Raw genomic sequence first — 26,815 nt, 5'->3', positions numbered from 1 at the left:
TGTCGACCACGTTCTCACTTTCCGATCACTCGACGTCTGAATGGTCTTGCTCCGTCAGGACCCGCGCGGACGGCGGTCCGGTGGATGCCCCGGCCGGTCAGGAATGCGGCGAGACAGGCCGTGCCGGCACCACCGTGCCGGGCCGCGAGGAGAGCGAGGGCGCGATCGTGCCGGGACCGCGGGCGGGGAGTTCCCCGCCCGCGCCACCCCGCGGGCACGCCCGGACGACCGTCGCGTCCGGGCGTGCTCACGAAGCGGTCGCTTGACCGCCGTCCAATGTGGCGTACCCGGTGGCCGGCGTGCCGACCTGAGCGCCTTCCTGGAGCTGGAAGAGCGAACCGAAGGGGCGCTCGGCCAGCGGAAGGCGCCACGCCCCGGCCTCCACGCGTGCCGTGTCCGACACGTTGCCACGCAGCAGCTTCACTCCGGCCTCGTTGTGGCCGGCGTGCGCGCCGAAGTGGATCGGGTAGGCGTCGGCAGCCCGGTAGGCCGGCAGGAAGGCCCGGCGGTACCGGTCGGAGCGGTTCGGGGAGGAGTAGTGCAGGAGCAGGGGGTGGATGAAGACCACGCTGCCGGCCGGCGCCTCGATGGCCACGGCGAGCGACGGGTCCGGGGCGTCGGCGCCCGTCACCTTGCCCCGGAAGAAGCCGTCGACGTAGTGGTCGGCGAGGCCGCGCAGGTGGGAGCCCGGGACAGCCTGGAGGGCGGAGTTCTCCACCGTGGTGTCGTCCAGGTAGACGAGGGCCGTCACCAGGTCGGTGTTGGTGTGGGGGTAGTAGGCGAAGTCCTGGTGCCACTCCACGACACTGCCCACCTTCGGGGCCTTGAGGTGGAGCTTGCTGTAGTGGAACAGGATGTCGGGGCCGATGAGCGCCTCGACGTGGTCGAGCAGGATCGGGTGGGCGGCGGCCCGCTCGAACGCGCCGTGCTGCTTGGTGGGCGACCAGATCCGGCGGGCCAGACCGTTGTCGCCCGGCTCCACCTCGGCGACGGAGCCGACGTCCGAGACGTTCAGGATCTCGGTGATGGCGGTGTTGAGCTCGGCGACCTCACTCGGGCCGAAAAGCTGCTCGGCGACCGCGAAGCCGTTCTCGCGGTACTCCTTGACGAAGGCGGCCGTGTCGGGTGCGGACATTCACGGATTCCTCTCTGCTGGACGTCGGAGGTGTGCTGGAGGTGCGGTCGGCGCCGGGTCCACCGGCCGAGAACGGCCCGGTGGACCAGCGGCGGCTTCGGGCGGGCACCGATCGCCCCCGTGGCGGTCCCGACCGGTTCACTCCTCGGGCTCACGAGATCCCCGTGTGCTCGCCCTGTCACACCGGTGTGGGTCCGGGACCCGAGGGTCAGACCCCGGCGGGCTGCGCGTGCTTGGCGACGGTGTCCTCGTAGATCTCCCGGAAGAACATCGCGAGGATCTCCTGGACGTCGTCGATGTACTTGAACACCCGCTGGAAGTCCTCCTCGCTGAAGATCAGCTGGCGGAGGATGTCCCACATCTCCTGGGAGTGGTCCTCGGTGGAGTCGACGTGGAGGTGGGCGGCCTGCCCCTTGACGCTCTCCTTGCCGAGCTGCTCCTGGAGGTTCTCGACGATGGCGGGCTGGAGCTTGACCTGGGTGTACTCCACGAGGTAGTTGGAGACGACCGGGGCGAGGGCCGACTCGTGCTCCAGGGCGTAGTAGAAGAAGCCCTCGAAGAGGCGGGTCGAGAGGTAGGGCTCGGTCGCCAGGATCTCTTCCTCCGTGACGCCGGCGGCCTCGGCGTCGCTGATGTACAGCTTGTCGTGCAGCATCTCGTCGGCCTGGTACTGCGCGTAGTCGCGGGCGGCCCTGGGCGAGACCTGAGCGATCTTGTAGATGGCCTTGCTCTGGCTGACCCGGGAGAGGCGGATCCGCCACACGTGCTCGATGAGGGTGCGGCGGTAGTACGCCTCGTGGAGCTCGGGCTGCGACAGGTGGGACGCGAAGGGGACGGTGGCCTTCCACTCGGCCATCTTCTTGTCCAGGTAGCGGTCGAGCTCGGCCTTCTTCAGGCGGCTCTGCTCCTCGTTGAAGAGCGGTTTCGGGTGGTTGATCCCGGTGTTCTGCACGCGGTTCATCGCGTTCTCCTTCACAAGAGGGTTCGCAGAGGGACGTTCACGGACGGGTCGGGTCGGGTCGGTGTACGGCAGGGCACGGGTGCGGCCGGCTCTCGGGCGGTCCGCGTGACGGCCCTGGGCGACCGGGGTCGGGCCGCCGGGGTCAGCGGTAGCGCACGTGGAAGTGCTCCGCCGCGTGCCGGTCGAGGAAGTCGATCTCGGCCTGCAGGTCGTCGGCCGCGACGTCCCACAGGGCGTCCATCAGACAGATCCCCCGGTCGGACGCGTCGAGTTCGGTTCCTTCCGCCACGTGGAGGCGCAGGATCCGGGGCCGCCGGGTGGGCGGTTCGAAGCGGATCTCGTCGACGGTCCGCCCCTTCTCCCCGTACGTGCTGAGGAAGACGGTCGCCCGGGTGGGCGCTCCGGTGCGCAGGGCCTCCACCTGGGACACCCCGGTGAGCCGGTCGCAGAAGGCGTCCCGCTCGCTGTCGGGCAGCAGCAGGGACTCGGTCCACAGGTCGAGGAGGGAGCACCCGGTGACGGTCTGGGTGCTGGGATTGATGAGACTGCCGCCCATCCGGGGGTTGATCTCGATGATCTCCCAGCGCTTCCTCGACTCCCAGTACTTGACCTCGATGTGGAAGACGCCGGCGGTCAGCCCGAGGCCCTGCAGCGCGGCGAGGCAGCGGGTGACGTGGTCGGCCCCCTCCAGGACGAGCTCCCGGTCGACGCTCGCGGGCGGGCTGACCGACATCCCCTCCAGGGTGGTCCGCTCCAGGCGTTCCACACGGGCCTTCTCGTGGACGCACAGGTGATGGACCCGTCCGTCGAGGACGACGGTCTCGAAGCTGAACTCCGGCCCCTCCACGTACTCTTCGACGAGGAAGTCGTACCGGTCCATGAAGATCGCCTTCATGCGCCGGTCGGCACGCATCTGCTGCTGGAGCGCGGGCAGGTCGGCGAGGTCGGCCACGTCGTCCAGGACGAAGGTCGCGAACGACGAGGCGCCGCGCACCGGCTTGACGAACCAGCGTGTGGAGGGGTCGAGTTCGGGTATCGCGCCGGGCGCGATCCGGTCGACCCGGACCTCGCTCAGCCCCTCGGCGAGGAGGTGGCGGCGCAATTCGTACTTGTCGAGGCAGAGGCGCAGGGCGGCCTCGGTGGAGTCGCGCGCGCCGAGCCTCTCGTTGAACTCGGCCATGAGGAGCCGGTAGCCCTCGAAGCTGGCCAGGACGGCCTCGACCCGATAGCCCCGGTCGGCGAGTTCACGGGTGGCCTTCTCGACGTCGCCGGAGCTCAGTTCGGCTTCCTCGGTGACCAGGCAGTCCGCCAGGTGGCGGCGTGCCTCGTCGACGACCTCCGGCGTCTCCGGCCGGGAGCTGAGGCCGACCAGGGCGAGGTCGAGCCCCGCGGCGGCCGCGGCGATCTCCTCGGTGTACGACTTGCCCATGTGCAGGAGGAGCAGGATCGCCCTCTTCATCTGTGCGTCTCCTTGAAGTTCCGGATCCACCCTCACCGCAGACGGGTCGCCCGCCGGTCGGCGGTCTCGCGCTGATGGGCACGCAGGATGTCCACGAGCTGGGCGGCACCGCCCTCACGGAGCGGGTCGACGACGGGCAGCCCGGTGTCGGCCTCCAGCTTCTCGGCCTCGCGGCGGTAGTCCTCCTCGGTGAAGCCGAAGCTGTTGACGCTGACGGCGGCGACCTTGGCGGGACGTTCGAAGACGGTGAGCTCCTCGTTCATGCGGATGAGCTCGGGAATGGGGATGATGGGCGTCTCCCAGACCTTGGTGCGCTCGGCGCCGAGGCGGTGGCAGAAGACCAGGGCGTTCGGCAGGGAACCGTGGAGAATGGCGAGGGCGACGCTGCTGAACCCTATGTGGTTGAGGGAACCCTGCCCCTCAACGACCACCCACTCCTTGCCGGCCGCCGCCTCCAGGACGACCTGCTCGACGGCGCCGCCCATGAAGTCGCCGGGCACACCGTCGACCGCCACACCGTGGCCCGAGATCAGCATGCCGCTCTGGCCGGTGGCCGCGAAGCCGGTGGGGATGCCGCGGCGGTTGGCCTCGTTCCAGATCTCCAGGGCGGCGGTCTTCTTGCCGATGTTGGAGTCGCTGCCGCAGGTGTGGATCACCCAGGTGTCCAGGTCCAGGACGCGGGCCCGGTTGAGCGGGACGGGCGGGGCGTCCTTGGTCTCCCAGACGGTGACGCCCTTCTCACGGACGGCACGGGCGATGTCCGGGTCGTCGTTGAGGCGGTAGTGGATCGAATTGACCAGGTGAAGGCCGTTCTGGACGGCCGCGAGGATGTGGTGCCTCCAGGCGGAGGGGAGTTCGGCCGAATGCAGGCCCTTGCCGATGATCATGACCTCGGGGCTCAGGTTCAGCGCCTGGTCGACGTGGGAGACGATCGGGATCGGGCCACCGTATCCGAGGACTTCCTGAACGGTGCGACCGGCCTTGCGGCTGTCGATCACGGCCACGCAGCGGTCCCCGTTGTAGCGGATCAGCGAGGCCGCGATCTTGCTCGTGAAGACCCCGAAGCAGCCTTCGGCGAACAGCACGAATTTCTTCTCGACCAGCTCCGCATGGCTCAGCTGACCCACGTGTTCCTCCACGGACTCGATGGTTCGGTTGTCGACGGCACGAGATGCTCGGGTGTTCTAGGAGATCGGCTCGGTCGCCAGGCGGTACCGTGCACGCGCCTGGCGCACGGCGGCCTCGATCTCCTCCTGGGTGCCGCCCCGGAAGAGGAACCGACCGCCCTGGAGCGTGGCGTACGAGCCGGGTCGGGACACCAGGACCTCACCCGGCCTTGGCACCAACTCCCGGTATATGAAGGGCACTTCACCGAGCAGGGGGGTCGCGGCGGTCACCTTCTGGGGCAGCGGCCTGGGGCCCGGGATGATCAGCCACCCGCCGCTCAGCCCCGGGTCGGGGACCGGCAGGTCCGGCGACCGGCCAAGCAGCACATCGGTCCACAGCCGGAACAGGTTGACACCGTGCACGTCGTCGATGACATAGGACACGTCGGCGCCCGGCACCCGGGCTCCCACCTCAAGGAACACCAACTCGTCGCCGGTGTCGAAGAGTTCCAGGTGGAAGGCGGAGCTGCGCAGACCGAGCGCGGTCAGGCAGCGCACGGCGAAGTCCTCGCAGCGGCCGCGCACCGCGGCGTCCGTCTGGAAGACGGAGCCGAGCGGTTCCCCCAGACGCTCGAAGTCCAGGCAGGTGGAGGTGTAGCGCGAGGTGCACAGGAAGAGAGGCTTGCCCTCCGCGTCCAGCACTCCGTCGACGTGCAGGACCTCCCCCTGGACGAACTCCTCGATCTCCAGGCCGCTCAGGTCCTGTCCGGCGCAGAGCGCCCGCAGCTCCTCGGCCGAGGCGATCTCGCGCACCCCCTGACTGGACGCTCCTCGCACCGGCTTGACGATCACCGGGTAGCCGAACTCCTCGGCGACCGTCAGGACCTGCTCCTCGGTGCGGCAGGACGCCCAACGCGGCACCCGCAGGCCGGCCCGGGACAGCGTCTCCTTCATGACGGTCTTGTCCCGGAACCTGGAGGTCTCCTCCACGCCGGCGCCCGGGATGCCGTACCGCTCACGCAGGGCCGCCGCGAGGTCGAGGAGCATTTCGGAGAAGCCGATGACGTGGTCGAACGGGCCCTCGTCCCGGACGACGGCGTCGACGACCTCCAGCACGGCGTCCAGATCGTCGAAGTCCGTCACGACGTGGACCCGTTCGGCGCCGTCGGGCACCCCGCTGCGACCGCCCTCGTCACACACGTACGTGACCCGGTCGGTCTCCGGGTCGAAGACGACGGCGGGAGCGGCGAGGCGATTCTCCCAACGGCGCTCGTCCTCGTACAGGGGCCATCGAGTAAGGAACAGGATTGCTTCGGACATGAAGGTCGTCCTTACGTTGCACAGGTTTCATGGCTGTGGCCGATCGGGCGACCGGTCGACGACAACGGCGGGCCTTTCGAAACCGAAGAAAGAATCCAGAACTCGAATTCCGGATAGGGCCCCCACACGCTTTTACGCTGCCACAGCCTCGCACGAGCGCAGCCTGGCCAGAATAGGACCAAAGTCCCAGCCTCCGACGCCTCGGACGCATGGGCGCACGGCCGGCCCGACGGAGAAGTCGCCGCCCCGGACGAGCGGCGGGGAGGACGGCACGGCCGACCGCCGGGAGCACGCGGTCGACCGGCCCTCGGCCGACGTGCGCGCGCAGGATGTCGAGACCGGCGCCGGTCCGGGGACCGGCCGAGCGCACGGGCAGAGCCGCCGGGACGGATCCGAGGACGCAGTCGGCCGGAAACACCATGGGCAGATGGACCTATTGCCCACACGCCGCACAAGGCACAGGATCCTCAAGTACCCAACCCGCCGGACGAAGGCAGTCGCCGCACGCACAGGAGGTACTCGCCCACTTGCGTCCCGACACCCGAGCACCATGCGATGGAATACCGTTCTCGCCTTGCGGACATCGTCGGCGCCGCACGCCGCGGGGATACGGCCCCACGGCCGGGCCGCAGGACCGTACCGCGACCCGCGGGACAGGATGGGGGCTGCCGTGACAGCGGAGACTGTACGGCAGGCGAGCTCCGAGGATTTCCGGAGGGCCATGGCCCGGTTCGCGGCCGGAGTCGTGGTGGTGACGACCCTGGGCGGCAGCGGACGGCCGCGCGGCTTCACGGCGAGTTCGTTCTGCTCGGTGTCCCTGGACCCGCCGCTGATCCTGGTCTGCCTGGCCAACACAGCCGACTCCTTCGAGGCGTTCGACTCCTGCCGGCACTTCGCCGTGAGCGTACTGCGCCCCGAACACAAGCCGCTGGCAGAGCAGTTCGCGGCCAAGGGCACCGACAAGTTCGCATCCAGCGGCCTGTCCCGCACCCCTGACGGGCTGCCGACGGTCGCGGGCGCGCTCGTCGAGCTGGACTGCGAGGTGTTCGCCCGGCATCCGGCCGGGGACCACACGATCCTGATCGGCCGGGTGTCGGACGCACGCCTGGGCGAGGCCACGGCGACCCCCATGGTCTATTACGAGAAAGACTTCCGGTCCTTGGCCTGAGCAGGCCGGACGCCTTTCGGAAGGTCCTCCCGAGAACGTCATGGGAAGATCGACCTATTGCCCGGAGGGCACGCGAGGCACAGAATTCCTATCGCGCTCCCGCTACCAAAGGAGCGGCTGTCGTTGCACGCCAGGAGGGATTTTATGCCTGACGTCCCGACATCTGAGCGGCAGGCGGTGGATTGGCGTCTCCTCTATCCGCGGATATCGCCGGCCCTGACGTCAAAATAACATCGCCCGCAGAGGCACCAGGCGGCGAATGATGGGAAATGGGAGATACGAGGATGCTACTGAAGGTCGATCCGGTCGATTCCTTTTCCGGGACATTCCGCGTCCCGTCTTCGAAACCGGAGACGCAACGGGCGATTCTGGTCGGCACACTGGCCGACGGCACATCGCGGGTATACAACGATCTCCGGTGCGACGAGACGGAGACGATGAAGAACGCGTGCCGCGCCATGGGCGCCAAGATATCCGAGCACGACGGCTTCCTGGAGATCCAGGGCATCGGGCAGTCGTCCCCGCGCGTCCAGCGCGTCATCCAGTCCCGTGGCTCGGGGCTGGTCTTCCGCGTCATGACGGCACTGGCCTCCGTCCAGCCGTCGCCGGTCGTCATCACGGGTGACGCGACCCTGCGCAGGCGCGTGATGGAGCCTCTGCTGCAGGCGCTGCGCGAACTCGGCGCGGACATCGAGTCGATCGCCGACAAGGACCAGGCCCCGGTCGTCAACTGGGGGCACACCCTCAAGGGCGGCACCTGCCGGCTGCCGGGTGACATCAGCTCCCAGTTCATCACCGCCATCCTGTTCGCCGCGCCGCTGGCCGACGAGCCGGTGGAGATCGAGGTGACGGGCGAGGTCTTCTCCCAGTCGTACATCCGCCAGACGCTGGCGAGCCTCACCGACGCGGGCATCAAGGTCTCCGCGTCGGAGGACATGCGTCACTTCCAGGTGGAGCCCTCCCCCTACCAGCCCCAGGACGTCACCGTACGGGAGGACTACACCTCGGCCTCGTACCTGCTGGCCGCCGCCGCGCTCTTCCCCGGCCGGACCGTCCTGACCAACGTGTACGGCGACAGCCTTCAGGGCGAGTTCGCGATCGTCCCGATCCTGGAGCAGCTCGGGGTGAAGGTCACCTTCGACCGGTCCACCTCGTCGCTGACCGTCGACAACCCGCCCGGAAGCATGTCCGGCGACTTCGAGGTGGACGCGCGGGACTGCCCCAACATCGTGCCCACGCTCGCCGCGCTCGGGGCGTACGTGCAGGGCAGCCTCCGGGTGACCGGGGGGCGTCTCACCCGCTTCCACAAGGCGTCGCGCATCGAGGCCATGGCCGCGGAACTGACCCGCGCGGGTGTGGACATCGAGGTCCTCTACGAGGACGGGGTCTGCGACGGCTTCCTGGTCCGCGGCGCGCGGACGTACCCCGGCGGAGTGACGCTGTCCAGTTGGGGCGACCACCGCATCTTCATGTCGCTGTTCGTGGCAGGCCTGCGGATGCAGTCCGCCAACCGGTTCTCGGGCTTCGAGGACGTCCGGCTGTCCTTCCCCACGTTCCTGGAGGAGTTCGCCCAGGCGGGCGTACGGACCGCGTCCGTCGAGGAGGAGAAGGCGCCTGCCGGAGTCGTCGCCTGACTCCGCCCTCGGCAGGTCCGGTGGCACGCCGCGGCGCGGGGTGCCACCGGACCCAAGAGGTACACGACACGCGCAGTCGAACCCGCCGGAGCCGTCGGCATACGGGCCGATCCGACGCGCACACGCCTCCATCGCCTCGCGGGGCCCATCGGGCCCCGGTGAACGGCACCCGCACGCCCGTCCGCCCTCGTTCAGGAAGTTCCACCGCATGCCCCCCACACCTGCGCCCCGACTGCGCGCCGACGTCTCCGAGCTTCCTCCCTACGTCCCCGGTCGGGCCGCTCCCGACGACCGGGTGGACAAGTTGTCGTCGAACGAGAACCCCTATCCCCCGCTGCCGTCCGTCGTCGACGTGATGCGCGAGGAGCTGGGGCGCGTCAACCGCTACCCCGATCCCGCCAACCGCGCGCTGGTCACGAAACTGTCCGAGGTGCTCGCGGTGCCCCCGGAGCACCTCGTACCCGGCACCGGATCCCTCGGAGTGACCAGGGATCTGCTGCGCGCCGCGGCCGGCGAAGGAGACGAAGTACTGTTCGCCTGGCGCTCGTTCGAGGCGTATCCCCAGCTCACCTGGGCCAACGGGGCGACGGCGGTGCGGATTCCGCTGCGTGACGGCCGGCACGATCTGGACGCCATGGCCGACGCGGTGACGAGCCGCACCCGTGTGGTCATCGTGTGCAACCCGAACAACCCGACCGGCACGGCCGTACGCCGCGGCGAGCTCGAACGCTTCCTCGACCGGGTGCCCGGCCACGTGCTGGTGGTGCTCGACGAGGCGTACCGGGAGTTCGTCGACGACCCCGACGTCCCCGACGGCATCGAGCTGTACCGCGAGCGTCCCAACGTCGCCGTTCTGCGCACCTTCTCCAAGGCGTACGGCCTGGCTCAACTGCGCGTCGGCTACGCGATCGCGCATCCGCCGGTCGCGGCCGCGCTGCGGGCCTGCGCCGTGCCGTTCGGCGTCAGCGGACTCGCCGGGGCCGCCGCTCGGGCCTCGTTGGACGCGGGACCCGAACTGCTGGAACGGATTCGAACCCTGGTGGCCGAGCGCGCCCGGGTCACCCGCACGCTCCGGTCCGCGGGCTGGCAGGTGCCCGAGAGCCAGGCCAACTTCGTCTGGCTGCCCATCGGTTCGCGTACCCGCGCGTTCACCGACTCGTGCGAGGCCGCGGGGGTCATGGTGCGCCCCTTCGGCGACGAGGGCGTACGAGTGACCATCGGTACCCCCGAGGCGAACGACCGCCTGCTGAAGATCGCCGCGGCCTGGCACGTCTGAGTCGGCCCGCCGCAGCGGCCACGGGAACGCCGGCCGGGCACCCGTGCCGCTGCTCCGTCGTCGACGCCTCACGAGGTCGCCGTTCTCATCTCGCGAACGACATGGCACATTCACACGGGGGGATTCCATTGCCGTCATCCACGCGCGCCTTCACCATCGAACCGCCGGATTCGGAGGCGCGCAGAACGGCCACCAGAACGGAAGGCTCCGCTCCGGAGGGGGCTCACCACAGCCACCGGCCCACACGCCGGCGCCTCGCCTCTCCCCTCGCGGCGGCCTCCGCCATGGGCACCTCGCCGGGTCGCCCACACGACTCCAGCGCCCGCCCCGGGCCCTGGAGTCGCGTCATGTCCGGCCGGCTCCCCTCCGCTCCCCCTCCCACGGCCACACCCACGGCCACACACCCACGTCCAGCGTCCCCGAGCCGGCGCCACGTCGCCGAGCGCTCCGCCGGGCCACCCCGCGGGCACACCACCCATGAGCCGGGACGCCGCACGAACGAAGTCCCTGGACGTTTTTCCTCATACCCATCGGAAGACGAAAGGAGAGGCAGGCCGTGAAAGCAGCGCCGATCGTAGGGCTCACCTGTCGAGAGTTGGACGTGCTCCGCTTACTGTCCAAGGGGTTGAGCAACCGGCTCATCTCCCGGAACCTCGGCATATCCGAGAAGACCGTGAAGAACCACCTCAACAGCATCTACTCGAAGATCGGCGCCACCCACCGCACCCAGGCCGCCCTCTACGCCCGGGACACCGGCCTGTCCGACCCCGGAGCCGCCACTCGGCCCGCCCCGGCGTCCACCCTCGTCCTCGAAAGAGAGGCGCCGTCCGTCGGCCCCGCCCTCACCGCACGTGAGGAGGGCGTACTGCGCCTGCTGTCCGAGGGGTTGAGCAACCGGCTCATCTCCCGGAACCTCGGCATATCCGAGAAGACCGTGAAGAACCACCTCAACAGCATCTACTCGAAGATCGGCGCCACCCACCGTACCCAGGCCGCCCTCTACGCCCTGCACTCGGGCCTGTGAACCGGACCGCGGCCGGACCGCTTCCTCCGCAGGTGGCCAGCGCGCCCGCCGCTCCTCCCTGACGAGGAGTCCCCGCACCGCCCCGCCCGCCCCGTCCCGGCACTCCTCGAAGCAGGGGTGCCGGGCGCCCGGGGACCGCGAGCGACGTCAGGCCGGCCGGTCGTCAGCCCTCGACAAGACTCATGCCGACGGTCGTGCCACGGGGGGAGGGACCCGGCTGCCGGGCCCGGGCCATCTCGATGTCCGGGACGTGCTCCTCGGCCCAGAGCCGCACGGCGCGCAACGGGACGAGCAGGGAGCGGCCCAGCGGTGTCAGGGCGTACTCGACGCGGGGCGGGTTCTCGTCGTACTCGCGGCGGCTGATCAGGCCGTCGGCCTCCAGGGAGCGCAGGGTCTCGGTGAGGGCCTTCGAGGTGATGCCCCGGATATGCCCCTTCAGTTCGCCGAAGCGGCGGGGCCCGTCCTCAAGGGCGTTGACGACGAACACGGTCCAGCGGGCGCCGATGCGCTGCAGCACCGTGCGGCTCGGGCAGGTCGCCGCCATCACGTTGTACGCCTTGCCCATGGCCACTCCCGGTTTCGTTGAAGATACCGGTTTCAAATCTATACCGTTGGTCGCGATCTTACGAGAGGGGCGTGTGGCGCATGGAACGGGTCCTGGCAGGCGGTGGCGCACGGGTACTCGGCGCAGCCGTCGCGAGACGCGCGGCGAAGGACGGGTACGACGTCGTCGACACCGTGACACGGCCCCCGGGATCCTCGCTCCCGCCTGAGGGCGAGCACCGGCACCGTCCGTGAGCCGGCCCAGCCACCAGCCCTCCCCCGACGCCCCGACGCCCCGTCACCCCGTCACCCCGTCACCCCGTCACCCCAAGGAGACAGCCCATGTCCGAGCACATCCTGGTCGTAGGCCCCGGTCGCGACTTCCCTCCTCGCATCCGCCGCTTCGCGCCCGGGGCCCGGACCACGGTCATCTGCGACATCACCTACATCGGCCGGATCCGCGAGCCCGGTGGGAACACCCGGGTCGTCTGCCTCCGCAGGGACGCCCCCGAGCAGGAGTGGATCGACCTGGCCATGTCCGTGCACAAGTTCGATCCGTTCACCCGTGTCGCCTCGTTCGGCGAGTCGGACCAGGTCCCCTACGCGGCGATCGCCCAGGCGCTGGGAATGACCGCCCACAGCCCGGAAACGGTGAAGCTGGCCCACGACAAGGCCGCGATGCGCGCCTGGCTGCGTGAGAAGGGGGTCGACACCACGGCCTCGGCGCGCGTCGGTGACCTCGACGAGCTGCGCGCCTTCGTCCGGCGGCACGGCCTGCCGTGCATCGTCAAGCCGGTGTCCAGCGCGGGCAGTGCCGGAGTCAGCAGAGTCACGTCCGAGAGCACGCTGGAGCGCGCCTGGGAGCGGGCCCTCGGGGGCGGGCACGACCCGGCCGACACGGGCGTGCTGGTCGAGGAGTTCCTCGACGGTCCGCAGTTCAGCGTCGAGGCGTTCTCCGAGTCCGGCGAGCACGAGGTGGTCGGGGTCACCCGCAAGTACTCCGACCCCGTGAGCTTCGTCGAACTCGGACACGTGTCGCCCGCCCCCCTCCCCGACGCGGAGAGGCGGAACATCGAGACGTACGTGAAGCGGATACTCGAGGCCATCGGCGTGCGCGACGGACCCACGCACACCGAGGTCGTCCTCACCGGCCGAGGCCCGCGGCTGATCGAGACACACGTCCGTATGGGCGGCGACAGGATCCCGGACCTGACCCTCGACGCCACCGGTGTCGACATCGACGACTGCGCGGTCCGCCAGGCGCTCGGCGAGCGGGTGCTGCCGGGCATCCGGGCGGCCCTCGGCGCCGCCGACCGGCCGACACACGCCTCGTCGATCTGGTTCGGCTCGGTCGACACGGCCGGCGTCCTCGAAGCGGTCACCGGAACGGACGAGGCGGCGGCCGTGCCGGGGGTCACCGAGGTCTCGGTGCTCGCCAAGCCAGGCGCCACGATCGCCGGTCTCGTCGACTCCGACTCGCGGCTGGCGGCCGTCCGGGCTCGGGCGGACACCGCCGACGCCGCGCTGAAGGCGGCACAGGAGGCCGTCTCCCACCTGGAGTTCCGGCTCAGGGCGCGCCCGTGGGGCGGCGAGGTGGTCTGAACCCGCGCACGGGGTCGCCGCACCGGTGACGTCCCTCACCGTCCGGTCCCCCCGCGCACGCCCCACGCCGGCGGAAACACCGGCTCGTCGGACCTTCTCGGGTCCCCCAACGAAGAGGGAGACGAATCCCGCCATGGCGACCAGCCCCCAGACCACCGCGCCGCACAGCGGCGCCTCCTCGGGCTCAGGATTCTGGTACTTCTGGGCCGCCTCGGGCATCAGCAGCCTGGGATCCGGCATCACCGCCATCGCCCTGCCGCTGACCGCCCTCGTCGTTCTGGACGCGTCGGCCTTCGAGGTCGGCATCATCACGGCCGCCAGCTACGCGGGGGCGGTCCTCATCGGCCTTCCGGCCGGTGTGATCGTGCAGCGCTTCCCGATGCGGGGGCTGCAGGTGGCGATGGACCTGATCAGGGCCGCCCTGATCGCCTCGGTCCCCGTCGCCGCGTGGCTGCACATGCTGACGCTCACCCAGCTCGTGCTGGTCGGGCTCTTCATCAGCCTCGCCAACATCCTCTTCGACGTGGCCAACACCTCCTTCCTGCCCGCCCTGGTCAGCAAGGAGGAGCTGACGGCCCGCAACAGTCTCCTCTCCGGGACCCTGGCGACGACCCAGCTGGCCGGCCCGTCCCTGGGCGGCCTTCTGGTCCAGATGCTGGGCGCGGCCACCAGCCTCCTCACCGACGCGGTCAGCTACCTGCTGTCTGCGGTCTTCCTCTGGCGCATCCCCGGCAAGGGGTCCCGCCTCCCCGCGCGCAGTCACGAACCCTTCACGGAGCAGATCAAGGCGGGTGTGAGGTTCGTGCTGCGCCACCCGGTCATACGCCCCTGCGTACTGGCCTCCACCGCCTTCAACCTGTCCTCCGGCGCGCTCCTGGCCATCGCACCGGTCTTCCTCGTCCGCACGGCCGGCCTGTCGGCGGGGACGGTCGGACTCGTACTCGCCTGCGACGGGGTGGGCGCCCTGGCGGGTGCCGCGGTCACCACTCGCCTCGCGGCCACGATCGGATCAGCACGCGCCTCGTTGGCGGCGACCGCCGTGGGAGCGGTCATCACGCTCTGCATGCCGCTCGCTCACTCGAGCTGGACGGCTGTGTGCTTCGGCCTGGGCCAGGCCGGCTTCGCCGCCGGCATCACCGCCTTCAGCATCCTCACCCGCACCCACCGCCAGAGCGTCACCCCACCGGACCTGCTGCCACGCGTCGTGGCCTCCGTCCGCTTCTTCACCTGGGGAGCGATTCCCATCGGCGCGCTGCTGGGCGGTAGTTCCGCCGAGGCCTTCGGAGCGCGGAACGCCCTGTTCGCCGGCTGCGCGGTCGCCTTCCTGGCACCGCTGGCGCTCTTCCTCAGCAAGGTGCGCCACACCAGGGACCTCACCGACTGACCTCACCGACTGACCGCTTTCCGGCGGGACGGAAGTCGTGTGTGACGCGGCTTCCGCCCGGGACGGGGTCAGCGGCCGCGGCGGACGCGGGCGGCCCTGCGGGCCTCGGCGAGCTTGCGCTCCTCGGCCGAGCGGCGGGATTCGTTCTTGGCGCGGCCGGGCTTGCCGGGGGTGGTGCCCATGCCCCGGAACTGGGCGCCGCCGCGCTTGGGACGCTCGGCGCTGGGGGCGGCGCCGTCGACGGGGACGCCGGTGGGGGCCTTGGCTCCGGTGAGGCGGCTGAGCCGGGCCTCGCCGGAGCGGACCTGGGTGACCTCGGGCCGCAGTCCGGCGTCGGCCATGAGGCGCAGGACGTCCTTGCGCTGGTCGGGCAGGACGAGGGTGACGACGGTGCCGGAGCCGCCGGCGCGGGCGGTGCGGCCGCCGCGGTGGAGGTAGTCCTTGTGGTCGGCGGGCGGGTCGACGTTCACGACGAGGTCGATCTCGTCGACGTGGATGCCGCGCGCGGCGACGTTGGTGGCGACGAGGACGGTGACCTCGCCGGTGCGGAACCGCTCCAGGGTGCGGGTGCGCAGCGGCTGCGACTTGTCGCCGTGCAGGGCGGCGGCCCGGACGCCGCTGCCGCGCAGGTGGGCGGTGAAGCGGTCGACGGACGCCTTGGTGGCGAGGAACATGATCGTGCGGCCGTCGCGGGCGGCGATCTCGGTGGCGGTGGCGAACTTGTCGGGGCCGTGCACCTGGAGGACGTGGTGGTCCATGCCGTCGACGGTGGCGGCCGAGGGGTCGGCCGCGTGGACGACCGGGTCGTTCAGGTAGCGGTCGACGAGGAGGTCGACGTTCCGGTCGAGGGTGGCGGAGAACAGCAGCCGCTGGCCGCCTTCGCGCACCAGGTCGAGGAGGGCGGTGACCTGGTCGGTGAAGCCCAGGTCGGCCATCTGGTCGGCCTCGTCGAGGACGGTGATCTCGACCCGGTCGAGCCGGGCGTCCTTGCGTTCGACGAGGTCGAGGAGGCGGCCGGGGGTGGCGATCACGACCTCGGCGCCGTCGCGCAGCGCGGTCGCCTGCCGTCCGATGGACATGCCGCCGACGACGGTGGCGAGGCGCAGCCCCAGCGCCGCCGCGAACGGGGCGAGCGCGTCGGTGACCTGCTGGGCCAGCTCGCGGGTGGGCACGAGGACCAGCGCCCGGGGCTTGCGGGCCTCGGCCCGGCGTCCGGCGAGGCGCACGAGGAGCGGGAGCCCGAAGGCGAGGGTCTTGCCGGAGCCGGTCCTGCCGCGGCCGAGGACGTCGCGCCCGGCGAGGGCGTTCGGCAGCGTCGCGGCCTGGATCGGGAAGGGGGTGACGACGCCCTGGGCGGTGAGCAGCTCCCGTACCGCGGCGGGCAGCCCGAGCGCGTCGAAGGAGTCGACGGCGGGGAGCGCCGGGGTGGCGCCGGCGTGCTGCGTGAAGTCGTCGGCGGCGGTGGGACGGGGGGAGCTGTTCATGGGGTCCATTGTGACCCGTCGCGGGGGCGGCGCCGGTCAGGGGCTGGTGGTGGAGACGGCGAAGACGCGGGGGAAGGCCGGGTCCGTGAGGTCGACGGTGAGGTCGGTGGACGGGCGGGGGTCCTCGCGGTCGACGGTGGTGCCCGACCAGCTCAGGCCGTCGGGGAAGCTCCAGCCGACGATGTCGGCGTCCCGGTCGGAGACGGTGATCCGGCCCGGGGTGAGCACGGAGCGGCCGGTTCCGGACTCGGCGAGGAAGGTGTCGAGGCCGGTCGCCGTGGTGGTGAACTGCACGTACAGCCGGCTGGTCTTCCAGTTGCTGGTCTCGTAGTAGGCGACGCCGGAGGCGCCGGCCGGGACGGGCACCTCGAAGACGCGGCGCTTCATCAGCGAGGGCCAGTTGTCCTGGAGGCCGACGACGGAGGACTCGCGTTCCTTGTCGATGCCGCTCTCCCGGCTCTGCCCGGCGGAGATCAGCAGATAGCCGGCGGGGATGCCGACGAGCAGCACGATGATGACCGCCGTCAGCCAGCGGCGGCGCAGCATCCGCCCCCGCTCCTCCGGCAGTCGCGGCCGGTCCTGGCGCTCCTCCGGGAGCCGCTCCTCGGGCGGGCTCGGCGGCTGGGGGTGCACGGTCATGAGCCGGGGTCCTCGGGGGTGCGGGGGGTGCCGCGTCCGTGGGTGCCGGCGCGGAAGGCCTGCGCGTAGCGCTCGTACCGCTCGTAGCGCTCCACCCGGCGCCGGTTGGCGCGGCGGAAGCGGCGGGCGACGAGCCGGGAGAGGTCGGCGGCGCCGACCATGCCGGCCTCGGGGCCGAGCTGGGCGCGGGTGATCCGGGCCTCGGGGCGGTAGCCGCGGCCGGTGAGGTGGCGGCGGAAGGCCTCCCGGGCGGGGCCGATGAGCAGGTCGTCGGCGGCGGAGACGCCGCCGCCGATGACGAAGCAGGAGGGGTCGAGGGCGGCGGCGAGGTTGGCGATGCCGACGCCGAGCCACTGCCCGATGTCCTGGAACAGCTCGACGCACATGGCGTCGCCCTCGCGGGCCAGCTCGGTGATGAGGGGGCCGGTGATGTCGGGGACGCTGCCCTTGACCCGCTCGATGATGTTGTACGCCACCGGGGAGTCGGCGGCGGCCAGCTCGCGGGCCTCGCGGACCAGGGCGTTGCCGGAGCTGTACTGCTCCCAGCAGCCGCGGTTCCCGCAGGGGCAGCGGTGGCCGCCGGGCACGACCTGCATGTGGCCGAACTCGCCGGCGACGCCGAACTTGCCCCGCTTGACCTTGCCGTCCTCCAGGATGGCGCCGCCGATCCCCGTACCGAGGGTGATCATGACGAGGTGGTCCTCGCCGCGTCCGGCGCCGAAGCGCCATTCGGCCCAGGCGGCGGTGTTGGCGTCGTTGTCCACCATGACGGGGACGGCGAGCCGGTCCTGGAGGGCGTCGCGGAGGGGTTCGTTGCGCCAGGCGAGGTGGGGGGCGAAGAGGACGCGGGCCCGGTCGGCGTCGACCCAGCCGGCCGCGCCGATGCCGACGGCGTGCACGTCGTGCCGGTCGGAGAGGTCCAGGACCAGCTCGACGATGGTGTCCTCGACGACCTTGGGGCTCTTGGACTTGTCGGGGGTCTCGGTGCGGATCTTCTCCAGGATGGTGCCGTCGGCGTCGACGACGCCCGCCATCACCTTGGTCCCGCCGATGTCGATGCCCACCGTCGGCACCCGGGGCGCCGACAGGTGGGAGCGCCGCTCGCGGGTCCCGACGGTCCGCAGGACACCGCTCCGGGCGGCGGGGTCACGGTAGGTACTCATCGGGGTCGATTCTGCCAGGAGGGACGTCGGGTCCGCGTGATGAAGCCCGGGGCGGGTCACGGTCCGGCGGGCCGCTCCAGCTCGTGGCGGAGGTCGTCGAGCTCGCTGCCGCCCGCCATCTGGCGGGTCAACTCGTCGAGCGTCACCGAGTCCTTGGTGTGGCTCGCGGCCATCACACCGCGCTTGAGCAGCACGAAGCGGTCGCCGACGAGGTAGGCGTGGTGGGGGTTGTGGGTGATGAGGACCACGCCGAGGCCCTGGTCGCGGGCGGCGGCCACGTACTTCAGGACGACGCCGGACTGCTTGACGCCGAGGGCGGCGGTCGGCTCGTCGAGGACGAGGACCTTGGCGCCGAAGTGGACCGCGCGGGCGATGGCCACGCACTGGCGTTCGCCGCCGGAGAGGGTGCCGATGGGCTGGTCGACGTCGCGCAGGTCGATGCCCATGCGGAGCAGCGCCTCGCGGGTGGTGGTCCGCATCCGTTCGACGTCGAGCCGTTTGAAGGGGCCCTTGCCCTTCGTGGGCTCGGAGCCGAGGAAGAAGTTCCGCCAGACGGGCATGAGCGGGACGACGGCGAGGTCCTGGTAGACGGTGGCGATGCCCCGGTCGAGGGCGTCGCGCGGGTTGGCGAGGGTGACCTCCTCGCCCTCGACGCGGAAGGTGCCGGCGTCGTGCCGGTGGAGCCCGGCGACGATCTTGATGAGGGTGGACTTGCCGGCGCCGTTGTCGCCGAGGACGCAGGTGATCTCGCCGGCCGCGACCTCCAGGGAGACCCCTTCGAGGGCGCGGATGTTGCCGTAGTACTTGGAGACGTCGTCGAGCTCCACCAGCGGGGTCGTCGTCGGTGCCGTCACTTGGTGGCCTCCACGCGCTTGCGGATCCAGGCGTTCAGGAGCGTCGCGAGGAGCAGCATCGCGCCCAGGAAGAACTTGAACCAGTCGGGGTTCCACTCGGCGTAGACGATGCCCTTGCTGGTCATGCCGAAGATGAGGGCGCCGACGGCGGAGCCGATGGCCGAGCCGTAGCCGCCGGTGATCAGGCAGCCGCCGATGACGGCCGCGATGATGTAGATCAGCTCGTTGCCGACTCCTTCGCCGGACTGGACGACGTCGAAGGAGAAGAGCAGGTGCTGGCCGGCGATCCAGGCGCTGAAGGCGACGCCCAGGTAGAGGCCGATCTTGGTCCGGTAGACCGGGACGCCGACCGCGCGGGCCGCGTCGGCGCCGCCGCCGACCGCGAAGATCCAGTTGCCGAAGCGGGTGCGGAGCAGGATCCAGGTGGCGACCGCCACCAGGCCGAGCCACCACAGGATGGTGACCTTCAGCTCCACGCCGCCGACGGTGAGGGTCGAGGCGAAGACGGAGTGGGCGGAGGGGAAGCCCTCCATGTCGGCGATCGACTTGGTGGAGACGGTGCCGGTGATCAGCTTGGTGAGGCCGAGGTTCAGGCCCGTGAGCATGAGGAAGGTGCCGAGCGTGATGATGAAGCTGGGCAGTTTCGTACGGGTCAGCATGAAGCCGTTGAAGGCGCCGATGGCCAGGGTGACGAGCAGCGAGACGCCGACGCCGACCCAGACGTTCGCCGTCATCTGGTAGCTGAACATCGAGGAGACCAGCGCGGAGCTGGTGACCAGGACGCCGGCGGAGAGGTCGAACTCGCCGCCGATCATCAGCAGCGCGACCGGCACGGCCATGATGCCGAGGGTGGAGGCCGCGTACAGGACGGTGCCGAGGCCGGCGGGGCGCAGGAAGCCGTCGGCGGCGACCGCGAAGAAGACGAAGACGGCGAGCGCGCCGACGACCGAGCCCAGCTCGGGGCGGCCGAGGAGCTTCTTCAGCGGGGTGGTGCGCAGGAGGCGTTCGTCGACGTGGTCGAGGCCGTCGCCCGGCGCGGACGGGGGCGCGGTGGCGCTCATCGGGTCCCCCGCTCCGCGTACTGCTTCAGTTTCCCGGCCTGGTCCCGGGTGATGATCTGCGGTCCGGTGAGGACGGGCTTGCCGCCGCCGAGGACGTCGGCGTTGTAGCGGTGGAGCCAGAGCAGGTCGACGGCCTCGTACCCCTGGAGGTAGGGCTGCTGGTCGACGGCGAAGCCGAGGGTGCCGGCCTCCAGGGCGGCGGCGACCTTGGCGTTGAGGTCGAAGGTGTCGATCTCGGCCTCGCTGACGGCGCTCTTCGCGGCCTGGGCGGCGGCGTCGGCGAAGGGGGCGCCGAGGGTGACGACGGCGTCGACGTCCTGGTCGGACTGGAGCTTGGCCTCGATGGAGGCCTTCACGTCGGGCATGTTGGTGCCGTCGACGTAGAGGCTGACCAGCTCGCCGTCGAAGGTCTCCTTCGTGCCGGCGCAGCGCTGCTCGTGGCCGACGTTGCCCTGCTCGTGCAGGACGCAGAGGGCCTTCTTCTTCCCGCGCCGGGTGAGCTCCTCGCCGACGGCCTGGCCCGCGACGGTCTCGTCCTGGCCGATGTGGGTGAGGGCGCCGAAGGCCTTGGACTGCTCGGCGCCGGAGTTCACGGTGATCACCGGGATGCCGGCCTTGACGGCCTTCTCCACGGAGGCCTTCATGGCGTCGGGCTTGGCGAGGGTGACGATCAGCCCGTCGACGCCCTTGGCGACGTACGAGTCGATCAGCTGCGCCTGCTGCTGCGCCTCGTCGTCGTGGGCGTACAGGAAGTTGATGTTGTCCTTGGCGGCGGCCTGCTCGGCGCCGTTCTGGACGATGTCCCAGAAGGTGTCCCCGTCGCCCGAGTGGGTCACCATCGCGAAGGTCCAGCGGGGGGTGTCCACGGCCGCCCGGCCCTGGGCCGCGGCCGCCTTGCGGGCGTCCTCGGCCCGCTTGCCGCCCGTGCTGCTGCACCCGGCGAGCGCTCCCGTGAGCGCGAGTGCGAGCACGGCGCCGATCGCGGCGCGTACCCCTCCTGTCCGAAGCCTGGTCACGAGGCCGTGCCCTCCTTTGTGTCCTTCTGCGTGCATTGCAGTATCGGTCATGCGGGTACCGCGGCTCGCCAGGGGGCCTACCCCGCTCCGCCAGGACCTACGTACGGACCAGCGGCGGGACCGCCTTGACACCGCCCGGCGGGGCGGCCCACGGTGGGGCCATGCGCATCGGACTGATCGGTACGGGCCGGATCGGGAGCTTCCACGCGGGGGCGCTCGCCCGGCACCCGGGGGTCGGCTCGCTGGTCGTCGCCGACGCCGAGGCGGCGCGGGCCCGGGCGGTGGCCGCGGCCGTGGACGCCGAGGCCGTGCCCGACGCGGCGGCGCTGCTCGGCGCCGGCGTGGACGCGGTGGTGATCGCCTCGGCGACGGCCGCGCACGCGGAGCTGATCGCCCGGGCCGCGCGGGCGGGCCTGCCGGTCTTCTGCGAGAAGCCGATCGCCCTGGACGTGCCGGGCACCCTGGCCGCGCTCGCGGCGGTCGCGGAGGCGGGCACCGAGCTCCAGCTGGGCTTCATGCGCCGCTTCGACGCGGGCTACCGGGCCGCGCGGGAGGCCGTCCGCACGGGGCGGCTCGGGCGGCTGCACACGGTGCGGACGGTCAGCTCGGACCCGGAGCCGCCGCCCGCCGCGTATCTGCCGCTCTCCGGCGGCCTCTTCCGGGACTGCATGATCCACGACATCGACATGGTGCGCTGGGTGACCGGCCGGGAGGTCGTGGAGGTGTACGCGCGCGGCGGGGACGCGGGCCCCGCGATGTTCCGCGAGGCCGGTGACGTGGACACGGCCGCCGCGCTGTTCACCCTGGACGACGGCACCCTGGTGACGGCGACGGCGACCCGCTGCAACGGCGCCGGGTACGACGTGCGGATGGAGCTGGCGGGCGATCTCGACCAGCTGGCGGTCGGCCTGGACGAGCGGACCCCGCTCACCTCGCTCGAACCCCACTCCCCCGCGCCCCCGCCCAAGCCGTGGCCCGGTTTCCTGGAGCGCTTCGCCCCGGCGTACGAGGCGGAGCTGGACGCCTTCGTGCGCCTGGTGCGCGGCGAGGCCCCGAACCCGTGCGACGGGCACGAGGCGCTGGCCGCGCTGCGGGTCGCGGAGGCCTGCGAGCGGTCCCGTCGGGAGAACCGGCCGGCGGCGGTGTCGGCGGAGGGCTAGCCGACCGTGCGGACGGTGCCCTGGGCGAGGGCGCACAGGGTCTCGTCGCCCTCTTCGTCGACGGCGAGGAGTTCGCAGCGGACGACGGCCTGGCGGCGGCCGGAGTGGAGGACCTCGGCACGGGCGCGCAGGGTGACGCCGGTGGCGGGGCGGACGTAGTCGATGGAGTAGCCGGCGGTGAGGACGGACGCGCCGAGGACGGTGCCGGCGGCGAAGGTGATCGCGTTGTCGGCGGCGTAGGAGAGGACTCCGCCGTGGACGTAGCCGTTCTGCTGGCGCAGGTCCTCGCGGATCGGCAGTTCGAGGGTGGCGCCGCCGTCGCCGAAGGCGCGGACGTCGGCGCCGACGAGGCGGCTGAAGGGCTGGGCCCGCAGGATGTCCCGGGCCAGGGCGAGGGTGGCGATGTCGGTCACCCGCGCCACCCTACTCGCCGGTACTCTCCGGCGGGTCGTGATCGAGGAGACCGGCGTCGTGGACCAACAGGGCGATCTGGACCCGGTTGTTGAGGCCGAGTCTGGCGAGCAGCCGGGAGACGTACGTCTTCACCGTGGGGACGCTCATGTACAGCCGGTCCGCGATCTCCGCGTTGGAGGCGCCGCGTCCGACGGCGACGGCGACCTCCCGCTCGCGGTCGGCGAGCCCGGCGAGCCGCTCGGCGGCGATGTCGCGCCGGGGCCGGGCCTCGGGCGCGCCGGCGACGTGGCTCATGAGCTGGCGGGTGACGGCCGGGGAGAGGACGGGGTCCCCTGCGGCGACCCGCAGGACGGCGCCGGCGATCTCGGCGGGCGCGGTGTCCTTGAGGACGAAGCCGGCGGCGCCGGCCCGCAGGGCGCGCAGCACCTGCTCGTCGGCGTGGAAGGTGGTCAGGACGATCACCTCGGGGGCGCCGGGGCGGGCGCGGAGCCGTTCGGTGGCGGTGAGCCCGTCGACGTGCGGCATGCGGATGTCCATGAGGACGACGTCGGGGGCGAGCCGGGCGACGAGGTCGGGGACCTCGCTCCCGTCGGAGCCCTCGCCGACGATCTCGATGCCCTGGGCGCCGCCGAGCATCAGGGTGAGGCCCGCGCGGACCAGGGGGTCGTCGTCGACGACGAGGAGCCGGATGGTCATGGGGGCCACGGTAGCCAGGCGGTGAGGGCGAAGCCGCCACCGGGGGTGGGGCCGTGGTCGAAGCGGCCGCCGGCCAGGGCGGCCCGCTCGGAGAGGCCGATGAGGCCCTGGCCGGAGCCGGGGACGTGCGGGACGGCGCCGGCGGGGGCGGGGTTGCGGACCTCGACGGTGAGCCCGGCGCCGGGCCGGCCGCTGAGGGTGACGGTGACCTCGGTACCGGGGGCGTGCTTGCGGGCGTTGGTGAGCCCTTCCTGGGCGATGCGGTAGACGGTGCGGCCGGTGGCGGAGGGCACGGCGCCGGGGTCGTCGACGGAGGAGTCGAGGACGACCCGCATCCCGGCCGCGCGGGACTCGTCGACGAGCTCGCCGAGGGTGGCGAGGGTGGGCTGCGGCCGGTCGCCGCCGCCGTCCTCGCCGGGGGCGCGCAGGACGCCGATGATCTCGCGCAGGTCCTGGAGGGCGTCGTGGGCGCTGTCGCGGATGACGCCGGCGGCGCGGGCGATCTGCTCGGGCGGGGCGTCGGGGCGGAACTCCAGGGCGCCGGCGTGGACGCTGAGCAGGGTGAGCCGGTGGGCGAGGACGTCGTGCATCTCGCGGGCGATGGCCTCGCGGGCGAGCCGCTGGGCCTGCGCGGCCCGCAGCTCGGCCTCGGACTCGGCGCGCTCGGCGCGCTCGCGCAGCGCCTCGACGAGCTGGCGGCGGGCCCGCACGAGCATGCCCCAGGCGATGGCGAGGAGGGTGAGGGCGACGCCGAGGACGATCCCGAGGAGCCTGCCGGTCTCGGGGTCGGGCCGGACGAAGACGGTGGCGACGGCCCCCGCGAGGGCGAGCGCGACGATCCAGGAGAGGTCACGGAAGGGGCGGCGGACGGCGACGCTGAAGAGGCTCGCGAGCATGGCCCCGGCGGCGGCCGGGACGAGCGCGCCGACGACCGCGAGGACGGCGGCGAGCCCCACCGGCCACCGGCGGCGCAGCCAGAGCGCGCAGCAGGCGAGGGCGCCGACGATCTGGTCCGTCAGGTTGACGGGGTCGCTGTTGTAGCGGGCGCTGGTGTCGATGGCGACGAGGCCGAAGAGGGCGGCGAGCAGGAAGACCAGGGTGTCGACGACCCAGTCGCGGACGGTACGGCGCGGCCGGGCGCCCCCGGTCCCGGCCGGTGCGACCAGGTGGGAGGGGAGCAGCCAGCGCTGCCGGTCCGTTCGCGTCATATCCGCAATGTACGCAGCCGGGGCCCGCCGCACCGGGCCGCGGCGCCCGGCCGCTACCGAAGTCGCGCGGATCGATACTTCGGTCGCACGGCGGTGGACCGGTGGCCGACGCGGCGGGCCGCCGGGCGCGCCCATGATCGCCGTATGAAGCGATTCCTTGAGGTGGCCGGTTTCCTGCTCACGGTGTTCGGGGTCTGCGGGGTGGTGCGCGAGCTGACGGACGGCTGGTTCTCGTTGATGGGCGCGACCCGCTTCCTCACCGAGAACGTGTGGTTCCTGGAGGGCCGGGAGGTCTTCACCAACCTGGTGATCGCCGCGCTCGGCCTGGTCGTGATGGTCGTCTCGGACCGGGTGGAGCGGAAGGGCTGATTCAGCCGCGGGGCGCGGCGTCCAGGTGCTCGGCGACGCGACGCTCGGCGCTCGCGCCAGCGTAGACGGCGGCGCCGAGGGCGGCGAAGGGCACGGAGCCGCCCAGGAGCAGGGTCATGAAGGGCCAGTCGCGGCTCTCGACGCACTCGTCGTCGTGCACGTACTCGCTGGCGACCGGGGCGGGGCACTCGCCGTCGTCGCCGTACGGCGTGACGAGCAGGACGGCGAACCAGCCCCAGAGCAGCCCGGCCACGGCGAGCATGAGCAGACCGCGGCCCTGGGAGCGGCGGGCGCGGACGAGGAGCGGGGACTCGGGGCGGGCACCGGTGCCGGAGGTTGACATGATCACAACCTACTGGGCGGCGGGGACGGCGCTCCGGCGCCCCCAGGCGGTGCCCGCGAGCACCAGGACCGCGCCGGCCAGGCCGAGGGCGCCCGGCCGGTCGCCGGCCAGGGCGATGCCGGCGAGGGCGGCCCACAGCGGCTCGGTGCCGAGCAGCAGGCTGACCCGGGACGCCGAGGTGCGGCGGACCGCCCACATCTGCACGAAGAAGGCGAAGAGCGTGCAGAAGACGGAGAGGAAGACCAGGCCGGCCCACTCGCGGGGCCCGAAGTCCAGCGCCGCCGCCCAGGGGGTCGTACCGCCTCCGGCGGCGGAGAGCGCGGCGAAGACGAGCACGGCGGTGCCGAGCTGCACGGTGGTCAGGGAGAGCGAGTCCGCCGACCGCACGGCCGTCGTCCTGGCCATGGCGAGGACGTGCACGGTCCGGGCGAGGGCCGCCAGGAGGATCAGCAGGTCGCCGAGGGACGGCGCGGTGAACCCGGCGCCCTGGGTGAGCAGCACGACGCCGGCGACGGAGAGCGCGGCGGCACCGAGGAAGCCCCGCGAGGGCGCCGTCCGGGTCACGGCGGCCTCGGCGAGCGGGGTGAAGATCATGGTGAGGCTGATGATCAGGCCCGCGTTGGTGGCGGAGGTGTGGACGACGCCGTACGTCTCCAGGAGGAAGATCCCGGCGAGGATCAGCCCGAGGAGTCCGGCGCCCCGCCACTGCGCGCCGGTGAGCCGGCGCAGCCCCTTCCACCCGGCGGCGACGAGGACGGGCACGACGAGCGCGAAGCGCAGCACGAGGACGGCGACGACGGTGTGGCTCGTGGTGATGCCCTTGGCCGCGAGGTAGCTGCCGCCCCAGAAGACGGCGACGAGCAGCAGCGGCAGGTCGGTGAGCCAGGCGCGGCGGGCACCGAAGGGGGCGGTGACGGCGGGCGCCGGGGCGGACGGAGCGGCCATGTCGGTCCGGGTCTCCCACTCGTGAGAAGGGGTGGAGACGTCGGCGGCTCGCACGCGGGAGGCTCACCGTACCGGGCCCGGCCCATGGTGGCTACACCTTTCTTCTCCCGCCTCCCTCAGGCGTAACTGCCGTACGTGGGACGGCCGGCGCGCTCGTACGTGTGGAGGGCGACGCCCGTGCCGGTGACGGCCGACTCGGTGAGCCGGAACGCGGTCGGCCGGGCGCCTTCGGCGAAGAGCCGGAAGCCGGTGCCGAGGACCACGGGGAAGACGTGCAGGTGGAGGGTGTCGATGAGGTCGTGGGCGAGGAGGGTGCGGGCGAGGCCCCCGCTGCCGTGCATCTGGATCTCGCCGTCGAGGCGCTCCTTGAGCGCGGTCACCTCCTGGACGGCGTCCCCGCGCAGCAGGGTCGTGCCGTTCCAGCCGGCGGAGTCGAGGGTGGTGGTGACGACGTACTTGGGCAGGGCGTTGAGCTTGCTCGCGACGGGGTCGGCGGGGTCGTCGTGCCGCGGCCAGTACCCGGCGAAGATGTCGTAGGTGCGGCGGCCGAGGAGGAAGGCGGTGGGCCGGGCGAAGATCTCCTCGACGTGGCGCAGGAAGGTCTCGTCGCCGAAGGGCACGGACCAGCCGCCGTGCGCGAAGCCGCCGCTGCGGTCCTCGTCGGGGCCGCCGGGGGCCTGGTACACGCCGTCGAGGGTGAGGAACTGGGTCAGGCTGAGAGTGGCCATGGCGGTCGCCTTTCGGGAGTGCGGGGACGTCGTGTCCCATCCGTATCGACCCGGCGCGCATCCGAAACTCATCGGCCCGCGCGCGGGCGAGGACGGCGTCCGATGCCCGCCAGCGCGGCCGCC

26 protein-coding genes are annotated in these 26,815 nt (G+C 71.9%); 8 read left to right on the top strand and 18 right to left on the bottom strand.

Annotated features, from left to right (window positions below):
- Positions 1-247: 247 nt before the first annotated feature.
- The 5 genes from HHL19_RS14795 to HHL19_RS14775 form a co-directional block, all read right to left on the bottom strand.
- Positions 248-1,135: a phytanoyl-CoA dioxygenase family protein gene (locus HHL19_RS14795; protein ID WP_169089573.1), complete on the bottom strand. Its 888-nt coding sequence runs from the start codon at positions 1,133-1,135 to the stop codon at positions 248-250.
- 208 nt (positions 1,136-1,343) lie between these two features.
- The gene (locus HHL19_RS14790) at positions 1,344-2,096 is read right to left on the bottom strand and encodes an iron-containing redox enzyme family protein (RefSeq protein WP_169089571.1); all 753 of its coding nucleotides are present in this window, start codon (positions 2,094-2,096) and stop codon (positions 1,344-1,346) included.
- 142 nt (positions 2,097-2,238) lie between these two features.
- Positions 2,239-3,555: an ATP-grasp domain-containing protein gene (locus HHL19_RS14785; RefSeq protein ID WP_169089569.1), complete on the bottom strand. Its 1,317-nt coding sequence runs from the start codon at positions 3,553-3,555 to the stop codon at positions 2,239-2,241.
- Between the two features lie 32 nt (positions 3,556-3,587).
- A complete protein-coding gene (locus HHL19_RS14780; RefSeq protein WP_206324994.1) occupies positions 3,588-4,694 on the bottom strand; it encodes a DUF1611 domain-containing protein in 1,107 nt (368 codons plus the stop codon).
- Positions 4,695-4,739: 45 nt separating this feature from the next.
- On the bottom strand, positions 4,740-5,981 hold the full coding sequence (locus tag HHL19_RS14775) for an ATP-grasp domain-containing protein (protein WP_169089567.1): 1,242 nt from the start codon (positions 5,979-5,981) through the stop codon (positions 4,740-4,742).
- A 721-nt stretch (positions 5,982-6,702) separates the two neighbouring features.
- Between HHL19_RS14775 and HHL19_RS14770 the strand changes: the two genes are divergently transcribed.
- The 4 genes from HHL19_RS14770 to HHL19_RS38505 all read left to right on the top strand — a co-directional run bounded on the left by HHL19_RS14770 (position 6,703) and on the right by HHL19_RS38505 (position 11,083).
- Positions 6,703-7,149, top strand: coding sequence for a flavin reductase family protein (locus HHL19_RS14770; protein WP_240981600.1), 447 nt, complete (start codon positions 6,703-6,705; stop codon positions 7,147-7,149).
- A 269-nt stretch (positions 7,150-7,418) separates the two neighbouring features.
- Positions 7,419-8,783, top strand: coding sequence for a 3-phosphoshikimate 1-carboxyvinyltransferase (gene aroA, locus HHL19_RS14765; RefSeq protein WP_346768343.1), 1,365 nt, complete (start codon positions 7,419-7,421; stop codon positions 8,781-8,783).
- 208 nt (positions 8,784-8,991) lie between these two features.
- Positions 8,992-10,059, top strand: a complete 1,068-nt coding sequence (hisC, locus tag HHL19_RS14760; protein ID WP_169089561.1) for a histidinol-phosphate transaminase — start codon at positions 8,992-8,994, stop codon at positions 10,057-10,059.
- 556 nt (positions 10,060-10,615) lie between these two features.
- Complete coding sequence (locus HHL19_RS38505) at positions 10,616-11,083, top strand: LuxR C-terminal-related transcriptional regulator (protein WP_346768342.1); 468 nt, start codon at positions 10,616-10,618, stop codon at positions 11,081-11,083.
- A gap of 163 nt (positions 11,084-11,246) precedes the next feature.
- Here the strand turns inward: HHL19_RS38505 and HHL19_RS14750 are convergent, their stop codons facing one another.
- Positions 11,247-11,648 carry a helix-turn-helix domain-containing protein gene (locus tag HHL19_RS14750; protein WP_169089559.1) on the bottom strand — a complete coding sequence of 134 codons (402 nt, stop codon included), beginning with the start codon at positions 11,646-11,648 and terminating at the stop codon, positions 11,247-11,249.
- Between the two features lie 320 nt (positions 11,649-11,968).
- Here HHL19_RS14750 and HHL19_RS14745 point away from each other — a divergent pair, with 320 nt between their 5' ends.
- Together HHL19_RS14745 and HHL19_RS14740 are read left to right on the top strand one after the other, a co-directional pair.
- Positions 11,969-13,228, top strand: coding sequence for an ATP-grasp domain-containing protein (locus HHL19_RS14745; RefSeq protein WP_169089558.1), 1,260 nt, complete (start codon positions 11,969-11,971; stop codon positions 13,226-13,228).
- Positions 13,229-13,361: 133 nt separating this feature from the next.
- On the top strand, positions 13,362-14,612 hold the full coding sequence (locus HHL19_RS14740; protein WP_169089556.1) for an MFS transporter: 1,251 nt from the start codon (positions 13,362-13,364) through the stop codon (positions 14,610-14,612).
- 68 nt (positions 14,613-14,680) lie between these two features.
- On the opposite strand, the gene HHL19_RS14735 is transcribed toward HHL19_RS14740, so the two are convergent.
- From HHL19_RS14735 to HHL19_RS14710, 6 genes are read right to left on the bottom strand one after another with little or no spacing between them, the layout of a single operon-like run.
- A complete protein-coding gene (locus HHL19_RS14735; protein WP_169089554.1) occupies positions 14,681-16,096 on the bottom strand; it encodes a DEAD/DEAH box helicase in 1,416 nt (471 codons plus the stop codon).
- Between the two features lie 36 nt (positions 16,097-16,132).
- On the bottom strand, positions 16,133-16,735 hold the full coding sequence (locus tag HHL19_RS14730; protein ID WP_169089552.1) for a hypothetical protein: 603 nt from the start codon (positions 16,733-16,735) through the stop codon (positions 16,133-16,135).
- Positions 16,732-17,898 carry an ROK family glucokinase gene (locus HHL19_RS14725; RefSeq protein WP_169089550.1) on the bottom strand — a complete coding sequence of 389 codons (1,167 nt, stop codon included), beginning with the start codon at positions 17,896-17,898 and terminating at the stop codon, positions 16,732-16,734. The genes HHL19_RS14730 and HHL19_RS14725 overlap by 4 nt, the downstream gene beginning before the upstream one ends.
- A 56-nt stretch (positions 17,899-17,954) precedes the next feature.
- Positions 17,955-18,752, bottom strand: a complete 798-nt coding sequence (locus HHL19_RS14720; RefSeq protein WP_169089549.1) for an ATP-binding cassette domain-containing protein — start codon at positions 18,750-18,752, stop codon at positions 17,955-17,957.
- Entirely contained in the window at positions 18,749-19,813 is a 1,065-nt protein-coding gene (locus tag HHL19_RS14715; protein ID WP_169089547.1) for an ABC transporter permease, read from the bottom strand. The genes HHL19_RS14720 and HHL19_RS14715 overlap by 4 nt, the downstream gene beginning before the upstream one ends.
- Positions 19,810-20,829, bottom strand: a complete 1,020-nt coding sequence (locus HHL19_RS14710; protein WP_169089545.1) for a sugar ABC transporter substrate-binding protein — start codon at positions 20,827-20,829, stop codon at positions 19,810-19,812. Before HHL19_RS14710 ends, HHL19_RS14715 begins: the two co-directional genes overlap by 4 nt.
- 161 nt (positions 20,830-20,990) lie before the next feature.
- Here HHL19_RS14710 and HHL19_RS14705 point away from each other — a divergent pair, with 161 nt between their 5' ends.
- Complete coding sequence (locus tag HHL19_RS14705; RefSeq protein WP_169089543.1) at positions 20,991-21,989, top strand: Gfo/Idh/MocA family oxidoreductase; 999 nt, start codon at positions 20,991-20,993, stop codon at positions 21,987-21,989.
- Here HHL19_RS14705 and HHL19_RS14700 read toward each other — a convergent pair.
- Genes HHL19_RS14700 through HHL19_RS14690 form a run of 3 tightly spaced genes read right to left on the bottom strand, consistent with a single transcriptional unit; the run spans position 21,986 to position 24,307 of the window.
- Entirely contained in the window at positions 21,986-22,402 is a 417-nt protein-coding gene (locus HHL19_RS14700) for a PaaI family thioesterase (RefSeq protein ID WP_169089541.1), read from the bottom strand. The two genes, HHL19_RS14705 and HHL19_RS14700, sit on opposite strands and share 4 nt — an antisense overlap.
- A gap of 10 nt (positions 22,403-22,412) precedes the next feature.
- Positions 22,413-23,099 carry a response regulator transcription factor gene (locus HHL19_RS14695; protein ID WP_169089538.1) on the bottom strand — a complete coding sequence of 229 codons (687 nt, stop codon included), beginning with the start codon at positions 23,097-23,099 and terminating at the stop codon, positions 22,413-22,415.
- Positions 23,096-24,307, bottom strand: a complete 1,212-nt coding sequence (locus HHL19_RS14690) for a histidine kinase (protein WP_169089536.1) — start codon at positions 24,305-24,307, stop codon at positions 23,096-23,098. Before HHL19_RS14690 ends, HHL19_RS14695 begins: the two co-directional genes overlap by 4 nt.
- 144 nt (positions 24,308-24,451) lie before the next feature.
- On the opposite strand from HHL19_RS14690, the gene HHL19_RS14685 reads away from it, so the two are divergent.
- Complete coding sequence (locus HHL19_RS14685) at positions 24,452-24,676, top strand: hypothetical protein (protein WP_169089534.1); 225 nt, start codon at positions 24,452-24,454, stop codon at positions 24,674-24,676.
- 1 nt (position 24,677) lies between these two features.
- On the opposite strand, the gene HHL19_RS14680 is transcribed toward HHL19_RS14685, so the two are convergent.
- The 3 genes from HHL19_RS14680 to HHL19_RS14670 all read right to left on the bottom strand — a co-directional run bounded on the left by HHL19_RS14680 (position 24,678) and on the right by HHL19_RS14670 (position 26,692).
- A complete protein-coding gene (locus tag HHL19_RS14680; protein ID WP_169089532.1) occupies positions 24,678-25,019 on the bottom strand; it encodes a hypothetical protein in 342 nt (113 codons plus the stop codon).
- Positions 25,020-25,028: 9 nt separating this feature from the next.
- Positions 25,029-25,964 carry a DMT family transporter gene (locus HHL19_RS14675; RefSeq protein ID WP_169090060.1) on the bottom strand — a complete coding sequence of 312 codons (936 nt, stop codon included), beginning with the start codon at positions 25,962-25,964 and terminating at the stop codon, positions 25,029-25,031.
- A gap of 116 nt (positions 25,965-26,080) precedes the next feature.
- On the bottom strand, positions 26,081-26,692 hold the full coding sequence (locus HHL19_RS14670) for a dihydrofolate reductase family protein (RefSeq protein WP_169089529.1): 612 nt from the start codon (positions 26,690-26,692) through the stop codon (positions 26,081-26,083).
- Between the last annotated feature and the right edge of the window lie 123 nt (positions 26,693-26,815).

Origin of the sequence: Streptomyces sp. R302, from assembly GCF_012927245.1 — a bacterium.
Classification (GTDB): Bacteria; Actinomycetota; Actinomycetes; order Streptomycetales; family Streptomycetaceae; genus Streptomyces.
Note: the sequence above shows the minus strand (reverse complement) of the source record. Positions and strands in the feature narration are given on the sequence as shown.